Here is a 9038-nt window from a genome sequence, read left to right on the forward strand (position 1 = left end):
CGCTTCATACACGATCTGACGCGCTACCGGGGCTGACCTTGGCAAATGTTCGGGAAATCGCCTCGCCCAAGAGCGCTGTGCTTAGGCCTCCAACATACGGAAAGTGTTTTTACACACTCTGGGCCGACACCTGCCTGTCATAAATGGTCGGCTCCAGTCAGCCAATTTGGCTATACCCATACTGGCGAGTCTGGTGTTGGCTGGTTAAGAAATTATTATCCGGGGTTAAATTTGTCACTTTCAGAAGGCGACAGCACGAAATATCAAAAGTCGACCGCACGGTCTTTTCTGACGTTGGAGTCGCCTCAGAAAACGGAAAATAAAGCACGCTAAGGCGTAGTTCCCTCGGGCTACACGGCGTCCGCACTGCGCGGTTCTTTCTTCCCTTGCAGTGACGCAATCAGCGGGCAGGAAACGTTCCCCTTCCGCGCATGGCAGGCGCACACCAAATCAGACAGCACGGCCTCCATGCGCGCCAGGTCAGCCATCCTCTCGCGCACGTCCTTGAGCTTGTGCTCGGCCAGGCTGCTGGCTTCCTCGCAATGGGTGCCATCCTCCAGCCGCAGCAGCTCGGCGATCTCATCCAGGCTGAAGCCCAACCGCTGGGCTGATTTCACGAAGCGCACCCGCGTTACATCCGTCTCGCCATAGCGGCGAATGCTGCCGTAAGGCTTGTCCGGTTCCGGGAGCAAGCCCTTGCGCTGATAGAACCGGATGGTCTCCACATTGACCCCGGCCGTCCTGGCGAAAACGCCAATGGTCAGGTTCTCCAAATTGTTTTCCATATCGCTTGACTCCGTACATAACTACGGAAGTAAGCTTAAGCTATCCAATTCAGATTCGAAAGGACAAACGTATGTCTGAACCTCAAAACGGGCGCGGCGCGCTCTTCACTGGCGGGCTGGCCGCCATCCTCGCCTCGGCTTGCTGCCTCGGGCCGCTGGTTCTGATCGCCTTGGGGTTCAGCGGCGCTTGGATCGGCAACTTGACGGTGTTGGAACCCTATCGCCCCATCTTTATCGGCGTGGCGCTGGTGGCGTTGTTCTTCGCCTGGCGGCGCATCTACCGGCCGTCAGCCGCCTGCAAACCGGGTGAGGTTTGCGCGATTCCCCAAGTGCGAGCTACTTACAAGCTCATTTTCTGGGGCGTGGCCGTGCTGGTTTTGGTCGCGCTCGGATTTCCCTACGTCGTGCCATTTTTCTATTGATCACAGGAGTTCACCATGAAAAAGCTGCTTTCCGCCCTTGCCCTCGCTGCCGTTGTTGCCCCCGTGTGGGCCGCCACCCAGACCGTTACGCTGTCCGTACCGGGCATGACCTGCTCGGCCTGTCCGATCACTGTCAAGAAGGCGATTTCCAAGGTCGATGGCGTCAGTAAAGTTGACGTGACCTTCGAGACGCGCGAAGCGGTGGTCACCTTCGATGATGCCAAGACCAGCGTGCAGAAACTGACCAAGGCTACCGAGGATGCGGGCTACCCATCATCAGTCAAGAACTGATCATGAAAGACCCGAAGACACTGCTGCGGGTCAGCATCATTGGCACAACCCTCGTGGCGCTGTGTTGCTTCACCCCTGTTCTGGTCATTTTGCTCGGTGTGGTCGGCTTGTCCGCGCTGACCGGCTATCTGGACTATGTGCTGCTGCCTGCGCTGGCGATTTTCATCGGCTTGACCATCTACGCCATCCAACGAAAACGCCAAGCCGATGCCTGCTGCACCCCGAAATTCAATGGAGTAAAAAAATGACCGAAATCACCGTGAATGGCATGACCTGCACATCCTGCGCCACCCATGTCAAAGATGCTTTGGAAAAGATTCCCGGCGTGAATGCCGCTGTGGTGTCCTATCCAGAAAGCCGCGCGCAAGTCATGGCAGACACCGCCGTGAGCCACAACCAACTGCTGGCCGCCATCGCCGCATTGGGTTATCAAGGCTCGATCCGGGTTGGTGATTTCAAAGATGAACCAAAAATCCGTGATGCACTTGAGGGCGCCGGTTTGCATATCGCCATCATTGGCAGCGGCGGGGCCGCGATGGCGGCGGCGCTGAAGGCCGTCGAGCAAGGCGCGACGGTCACGCTGATCGAACGCGGCACCATCGGCGGCACCTGCGTCAATATCGGCTGTGTGCCGTCCAAGATCATGATCCGCGCTGCCCATATTGCCCATCTGCGCCGGGAAAGTCCGTTCGACGGCGGTATTGCGGCAACTGTGCCTGCGATTGACCGCAGCAAACTGCTGGCCCAGCAGCAGGCCCGTGTCGATGAACTGCGGCACGCCAAATACGAAGGCATCCTGGACGGCAATCCAGCCATCACCGTTTTGCACGGTGAAGCGCGTTTCAAGGACGACCAGAGCCTGGTCGTCCGTTTGAACGAGGGTGGCGAGCGCGAGGTAACGTTCGACCGCTGCCTGGTCGCCACCGGTGCCAGTCCGGCCGTGCCGCCGATTCCGGGCCTGAAAGAGTCACCCTACTGGACTTCCACCGAAGCGCTTGTCAGCGACACCATTCCCGCACGCCTGGCCGTGATCGGTTCGTCGGTGGTGGCGTTGGAACTGGCGCAAGCCTTTGCCCGGCTCGGCAGCCAGGTCACGATCCTGGCACGCAGCACCTTGTTCTTCCGGGAAGACCCGGCCATCGGCGAGGCCGTGACAGCCGCTTTCCGCGCCGAGGGCATCGAGGTGCTGGAGCACACGCAAGCCAGCCAGGTCGCCCATGTGAACGGCGAATTCGTGCTGACCACCGGACACGGTGAATTGCGCGCTGACAAGTTGCTGGTTGCCACCGGTCGGGCACCGAATACGCGCAGCCTCGCGCTGGACGCGGCGGGGGTCACTGTCAATGCGCAAGGGGCCATCGTTATCGACCAAGGCATGCGCACGAGCAACCCGAACATCTACGCGGCCGGCGACTGCACCGACCAGCCGCAGTTCGTCTACGTGGCAGCGGCCGCCGGCACCCGTGCCGCGATCAACATGACCGGCGGCGACGCAGCCCTCAATCTGACCGCGATGCCGGCAGTGGTGTTCACCGACCCGCAAGTCGCCACCGTGGGCTACAGCGAGGCGGAAGCGCACCACGATGGCATCGAGACCGACAGTCGCACGCTGACACTCGACAACGTTCCGCGAGCGCTTGCCAACTTCGACACACGCGGCTTCATCAAGCTGGTCATCGAGGAAGGTAGCGGACGGCTCATCGGCGTGCAGGCGGTGGCCCCGGAAGCGGGCGAACTGATCCAGACGGCGGTGCTCGCCATCCGCAACCGCATGACGGTGCAGGAACTGGCCGACCAGTTGTTCCCCTACCTGACAATGGTCGAGGGGTTGAAGCTTGCGGCGCAGACCTTCAACAAGGACGTGAAGCAGCTTTCCTGCTGCGCTGGATAAAAAAAGGAGGTTTTCAATGAGCGCCTACACCGTGTCCCGGCTGGCCCTTGATGCCGGGGTGAGCGTGCATATCGTGCGCGACTACCTGCTGCGCGGATTGCTGCGTCCGGTGGCGTGCACCCCGGGCGGCTATGGCCTGTTCGATGATGCCGCCTTGCAACGGCTGTGCTTCGTGCGGGCGGCCTTCGAGGCGGGCATCGGCCTGGACGCGCTGGCGCGGCTGTGCCGGGCGCTGGATGCTGCGGACGGCGATGAAGCGGCCGCGCAGCTTGCCGTTCTGCGCCAGTTCGTCGAGCGTCGGCGCGAAGCGTTGGCCGATCTGGAGGTGCAGTTGGCCACCATGCCGACCGAGCCGGCACAGCACGCGGAGAGTCTGCCATGAACAGCCCCGAGCGCTTGCCGTCCGAGACGCACAAACCGATCACCGGCTACCTGTGGGGCGCGCTGGCCGTGCTCACCTGTCCCTGCCATTTGCCGATTCTCGCCATTGTGCTGGCCGGCACGACGGCCGGCGCGTTCATCGGAGAGTACTGGGGTATCGCAGCCCTCACGCTGACCGGTTTGTTCGTCCTGTCTGTGACACGACTGCTGCGGGCCTTCAAAGATCGATCATGAGCGCTTCCCATTGAGACAAACCACGCTGTCGCTACGTTGCCTCATGCCGGCATCAAATTCGGCTGAGTAGCTTCTCGCCATCTGGACGTAGCTCACCCTTGGGTGAAACATGCCGATACAGGGTCTGCCGCGTGACGCCAAGTTCCTGGCACAGGTCGCCGACCTTGGTCTCTGGCTGACCCATTGCCGCCATCGCCAGCCGCAGCTTGGCGGCGGTCATCTTGAACGGCCGGCCGCCTTTCCGCCCGCGCGCGCGGGCCGAGGCTAGGCCGGCAATCGTGCGCTCCGCGATCAACTCGCGCTCGAACTCGGCCAGGGCGGCGAAGATGCCAAAGACCAGCTTGCCGGCGGCGGTCGTGGTGTCGATGGCCGCGCCGTGCCCGGTTAATACCTTCAAGCCGATGCCGCGCCCAGTCAGGTCGTGCACGGTGTTGATGAGATGTCGCAGGTCGCGTCCGAGCCGATCCAGTTTCCACACGACCAGTGTGTCGCCAGTTCGCAACGCCTTCAGGCAGCTCGTCAAGCCGGGCCGATCCTCGCGCATGCCGGATGCCTGGTCCTCGTAAAGATGTACTGGATCGACCCCGGCGGCAATCAGCGCGTCGCGCTGCAAATCGGTAGCCTGGGAGCCGTCCGCCTTCGATACCCGCATGTAGCCTATCAGCATGTCGTACCTGTCACATATACGTTCGATTATGTGACAGTGTGAGCCAGAAAGTTCTCGCCGTCAAAAACTGTCACTTAACCCGTCATTTAGTCTAAGACCTGCAAACGGCCATTCAGGCTCGTAATGTGACAAAAACTCCGGCGGGATGCCCTCCTTGGTGAACGTGGCGCGCAAACGTTCCAGGGATTCGGGGTCGCGTCGCCCGTAGGACGCCAGTGTGAACAGCAAGCGGGCCGTCTCCGGGTTGTGTCGCGCTTCAATGATGGCCTCATCGATGGCCTGGGCTGCTCGTTGCCAGTGGTTGATGGGTTCCGGCTTCGGCACCTTCGCCGGCAGGCCGTTGGTGAAACCAGTGTGCGGCTCCGTCTGAAACAGCGCGGCCTGTTCCCCGCGCGGGATCAGCGCCTTTGACTCGATCAGCGTGATGGCGGTGGCCGCCGCCTCCAGCATCTGCCACTGCACCGCCGGGGCCAGAATCTCGTAGGGACGCCACAGACTCTGCCCGGCGCGCAGCGGATGGCCGCAGCGCTCCCAGACATGGCGGATGCTCGCCGAGCAACTGCCGCAGTGCGAGAGCGGCGTGTTCAGCTCATCAAGCAGGGTGCGCAGCAGCCGGAACCACAAGCCGGCGTGGACACGCCGACGCGGCAGCTCCACAAAACCCGTCGTCAGCGCCTGCCAGGTGCGCCGGTCCATGCAGGCGATTGCGTCATCGGCAGGGCGCGGCGCAGCATCGGCGATTTCCCACTGAAGATACCGGCCGGGCATGCCCCAGTAGGACTCCAGCCAGCAGCCATGCTGCGGGCAGCTCAGCATCAAGGGGAGCTGCCAGACGAGTAGCACAGCTTGATTCGTTGGATCGTTCAGACACTGCGGACACGCCCGGCGAATCGTCTGGCTCGGTAGCCAGGCACGCCAGCGAGTGATGGACCGCACCTTGCGGGTGCGCTTGGGCAGGAGCACCGCGCATTGGAATGTATAGGTTTCCAAGGCTGCTGGTACCGAATCGTCGAGACTGTCGAGCAGCCACGGCACCCAGCCTGCAAGACTCATGCTGCGCAACCGCTCCAGCTCGACGCCACTGCGCTGGCAGAGCGCCGTCAGCAACGACAAGGATGGTGCGGTATCCAGGTCATCAAGTTGGCTGTGACCAAGATCGTGGGCCAGCAGCTCGTGCACGTCCATCTGGTAGCAGGCGGCGACCCGGTTGAGCCATGAGGACAGGGCTTCGCCTTCCTTGGGTGCCGGATGCAGCGGCCAGCGCGGCGCGGACTTCACATCAGTTCCCGCTCGAACTGTCGCCGCCGCTCACTGGGGCCGATGTAGTCGGCCATGCTGAGCGTGCGGTGGTTGATCGCTTCCTCGCCACTCTCCACGGCGGCGACGGCCGCCGCCACCAGCAGATGTGCAAGCTCGCCGATGGTGCCTTCGCTCCGGGTGAGCAGGTAGCGGGCCATGTCCAGCGTGGCAATCGGGGATGGCCGCCGTAGCGGGAGTGACGCCGCGAAGCTGGCCAGCAGCGAGCAGCAGTCCTCATTGGCCTCCCACGGCGGCAGCAGCATCGGCTCGAAGCGGTTTTCCAACTGATCGTCCGAACGGATGGCCAGGTACGCCTCGCGCGTGCCGACCCCGACCAGGGGGATACGCAGCTCGTTGCCGAGGAAGCGCAGCAGGTTGAGGAACTCGCGCCGGTTAACGCTGTTGCCAGCCAGTACATTGTGCAGTTCGTCGATCACCAGCATGCGCACGCCGACCTTGCGCAGCAGGGCCAGCGCCAGTTGCTCCATTTCCGGCAGCCGTGGGCGCGGGCGCAGCGGCGCGCCCATCGCAGCCAGCAGCGCGACATAGAAGCGGATCACCGATGGCTCTGACGGCATCTGCACGACCAGCACCGGGATATGTTCTTGGTCAGCGTCGGTGCCGACCGGGTGCGCCCGCCGGAATTTCTCGACGATCATCGACTTGCCGTTGTTGGTGGGGCCGACCAGCAGCAGGTTTGGCATGCGTTGCTTGTTCGGCCACGCATACAGAGTTTCCAGCCGGTTCAGCGCCTCGACCGCGCGCGGGTAGCCGATCCAGCGGTCGGCGCGAATGCGCTGGATGCGCTCGTCTGCCGGCAGCCTGGCCAAACCCTGTGCCGCTGGCAGCAGGTGGGACAGGTCAATGACGGGATATTCGTCCACGGCTACCACTCCTCGATCTGATCGAACGGTTTGGCCGGCGGCAGGTTGTCTGCCTGCGGGTCAGCCATGTCCACATCCGGCGGTATGGGCTTGGCCGGTGGCTCCGACGTCTTGAGGTGCTGGCGGCGATCAGCGTCGCGCCGCGCCTTGCGCGTGGCCTTCTGGGCGGTGGTCACGATCTCGCGCATCTGCCCGATCATGCGGAACAGCGCCGACTCGTCCACCTGCTCGCGCCCGAGCTGACGCAATTTGGCCAGCGCCTGGCGTTGTTCCCAGAGGGTGACGGCCGGATGGGACAAGGTGCGGTAGTGGATCTCCAGATAGTGCTGACCTTCCGGTTCCAGTACCCAGATGCGGCTGATGTCGCGCGGATCGCGCCGGATCAGGAAGGCGGGCAAGCGCTCGCGCCGGGCAATCCACGGCTTGAGGGCGTCGGCGTAGTAGTGGATGTGGTCGATGACAAAGCCGGTGCGGGTCAGGGTGCGGCGGATCACCGGCAGGAAATCGACCAAAAACGCGGTGGGGCGGGTAACGACGGCCGGGACGCCAACGCGCTCCACGGCCTCGGCCCAGCGCGCGGCCGGCGGCTGGAGCAGGCCGTTGTGCACGGAGCCGTGATAGGTGCCTACCGCCAACGCGAGCCAGCGCTCCAGCTCGCGCAGCGTCAGGGTGGCCATCTTCTCGGAATCGTACTCGCCGCGCTGGCCGGGATTGGAGAAGGTCGTCCCCGGTAATTCGTCGTGGATCATCTGCATCGCCGTGCCGATGATCCGTTCCACGATGCCGCCGTAGTGCGGCTGGCCTGGTGGGCGATAGTCCAGCCGGATGCCATGCTGTTCGCAGCCACGGCGCAGCGCTTCGCTTTTGAACTCGGCCGCGTTGTCCAGATAGAGCAGCCTGGGCTTGCCGCTCATCGGCCAGTCCATTTCCACATTCAGCCCTTCCAGCCAGGGCCGCTTGTCGCAGGCGGCATGCGCGAGGCATAGGCCGACCGAGACGGCGGACGGCGCTTCCAGCGTGACCACCATGCCGAGTACGCAGCGCGTGAACACGTCGATGGCGAGGGTCAAATATGGGCGGCCAATCGGTTGCCGGTCGCGCTCGTCGACCACGATCAGGTCGATGACGGTGTGGTCGATCTGCACCTGTTCCAGCGGCATGGTGACTTCGGGCGGAATGCCACCCGCGCCTTGCAAGGGACGGGCAGCGTCCTGCCCGCCCCGGCTGCGGGCTATTTTCGCCGGGTGTAGTCCGGCAATCCGCTGGGCCACGGTGTTGCGCGCCGGCACCGGCAGCTTCTGGGTTTTGCACGCCTGCGCGACTTCGCGGTGGAACGCCGCCAGGCTGCGTTTCTGCTTGGTCAGGAAGCGCTTTTGCAGCAGCTCGCGGATGATGCGCTCGACCGGTTCCGGCAAGCGCCCCTTGCCTTTGCCGCCGCCGGATCGGCCGGGCGTCAGGTCTGTTACCAGGCCAGTACCCTGCCGGGCGCGACGGATCAGGACATATACCTGTCGCCGGGACAGGCCCAGCGCTTGGGCTGCCTCATCGGCGGCTTCATGCCCGACCACCTCAAGCGCTGCCAGTGGCCCGATGATTTCCGTCCGGTGCCGGGCTTGCGCCCATGCCTCGTCGGGCAGGGTGGCCACGCCTTGCGCGGCAATCGGTGGAGTGTCTGATGTCATGCCCAAACCTCGCTTTGGTGCACACGAGTATTGAGCATAGTCGAGATTGGTGCAGACGACTCCTGATATTGGGCTGTCAGGAGCCGTATGCACACCAGGCGTTACATCCAGTCAGATGGTGCGGTCGTCTTCTGAAAACGACAGCAACGGTAGACGGAGCTGGCAGGTTAACCGGAAGGAACGCTGGAATCGACGTGAGCGCATTATCGGTTCGGCGTGACTCACTGATCCAGCGTCGCACCAGATTGGCGTGGAGGCCGTTATCCAGCGCAACGCGTGAGACGGAGGCTCCCGGTTCATTGCAAGTGGTGACGATGCTGGCCTTGAATTCCCGGGAATGGCGACGACGTTTTTGACAAGGCTTGGTTACGCTTACAGTGCTCATATTAAGTGTCCACTAGAAAATAAGTGGACACTATCCTGACGGCCCCAGTGCTCAGCTCAAGACGGGATCACCGGACGCTTACGTACGAACAGCGTGACCGACCCCAGGACGTGCTGT

Annotated in this window: 12 protein-coding genes; 6 read left to right on the plus strand and 6 right to left on the minus strand. The window is 63.0% G+C overall.

The window, feature by feature from the left end; genetic code table 11:
• Positions 1-350: 350 nt before the first annotated feature.
• A complete protein-coding gene (merR, locus tag H4J77_RS18720; RefSeq protein ID WP_000429838.1) occupies positions 351-785 on the minus strand; it encodes an Hg(II)-responsive transcriptional regulator in 435 nt (144 codons plus the stop codon).
• Between the two features lie 71 nt (positions 786-856).
• On the opposite strand from merR, the gene merT reads away from it, so the two are divergent.
• From merT to merE, 6 genes are read left to right on the plus strand one after another with little or no spacing between them, the layout of a single operon-like run.
• Positions 857-1207, plus strand: coding sequence for a mercuric ion transporter MerT (gene merT / locus H4J77_RS18725; protein ID WP_001294667.1), 351 nt, complete (start codon positions 857-859; stop codon positions 1205-1207).
• Positions 1208-1222: 15 nt separating this feature from the next.
• Complete coding sequence (gene merP, locus H4J77_RS18730; protein ID WP_000735441.1) at positions 1223-1498, plus strand: mercury resistance system periplasmic binding protein MerP; 276 nt, start codon at positions 1223-1225, stop codon at positions 1496-1498.
• 2 nt (positions 1499-1500) lie between these two features.
• On the plus strand, positions 1501-1746 hold the full coding sequence (gene merF, locus H4J77_RS18735) for a mercury resistance system transport protein MerF (protein WP_000654684.1): 246 nt from the start codon (positions 1501-1503) through the stop codon (positions 1744-1746).
• Positions 1743-3389: a mercury(II) reductase gene (merA, locus tag H4J77_RS18740; RefSeq protein ID WP_000136268.1), complete on the plus strand. Its 1647-nt coding sequence runs from the start codon at positions 1743-1745 to the stop codon at positions 3387-3389. Before merF ends, merA begins: the two co-directional genes overlap by 4 nt.
• A gap of 16 nt (positions 3390-3405) precedes the next feature.
• Complete coding sequence (gene merD, locus H4J77_RS18745) at positions 3406-3771, plus strand: mercury resistance co-regulator MerD (protein WP_003465059.1); 366 nt, start codon at positions 3406-3408, stop codon at positions 3769-3771.
• Complete coding sequence (merE, locus tag H4J77_RS18750) at positions 3768-4004, plus strand: broad-spectrum mercury transporter MerE (RefSeq protein ID WP_001087809.1); 237 nt, start codon at positions 3768-3770, stop codon at positions 4002-4004. Before merD ends, merE begins: the two co-directional genes overlap by 4 nt.
• Before the next feature lie 52 nt (positions 4005-4056).
• Here merE and H4J77_RS18755 read toward each other — a convergent pair whose 3' ends face one another.
• The 5 genes from H4J77_RS18755 to tnpA all read right to left on the minus strand — a co-directional run bounded on the left by H4J77_RS18755 (position 4057) and on the right by tnpA (position 8921).
• On the minus strand, positions 4057-4671 hold the full coding sequence (locus H4J77_RS18755; RefSeq protein ID WP_000904941.1) for a recombinase family protein: 615 nt from the start codon (positions 4669-4671) through the stop codon (positions 4057-4059).
• Positions 4672-4731: 60 nt separating this feature from the next.
• Complete coding sequence (locus H4J77_RS18760) at positions 4732-5949, minus strand: TniQ family protein (protein ID WP_003465063.1); 1218 nt, start codon at positions 5947-5949, stop codon at positions 4732-4734.
• Positions 5946-6854, minus strand: coding sequence for a TniB family NTP-binding protein (locus H4J77_RS18765; protein WP_003465065.1), 909 nt, complete (start codon positions 6852-6854; stop codon positions 5946-5948). The genes H4J77_RS18760 and H4J77_RS18765 overlap by 4 nt, the downstream gene beginning before the upstream one ends.
• A gap of 2 nt (positions 6855-6856) precedes the next feature.
• The gene (locus H4J77_RS18770; RefSeq protein WP_003465068.1) at positions 6857-8536 is read right to left on the minus strand and encodes a Mu transposase C-terminal domain-containing protein; all 1680 of its coding nucleotides are present in this window, start codon (positions 8534-8536) and stop codon (positions 6857-6859) included.
• A 76-nt stretch (positions 8537-8612) separates the two neighbouring features.
• On the minus strand, positions 8613-8921 hold the full coding sequence (gene tnpA / locus H4J77_RS20445; RefSeq protein WP_090275499.1) for an IS66-like element accessory protein TnpA: 309 nt from the start codon (positions 8919-8921) through the stop codon (positions 8613-8615).
• Positions 8922-9038: the final 117 nt, after the last annotated feature.

The sequence above is a fragment of the Pseudomonas sp. 5Ae-yellow genome, from assembly GCF_014077575.1.
Taxonomy (GTDB): domain Bacteria; phylum Pseudomonadota; class Gammaproteobacteria; order Pseudomonadales; family Pseudomonadaceae; genus Halopseudomonas; species Halopseudomonas neustonica.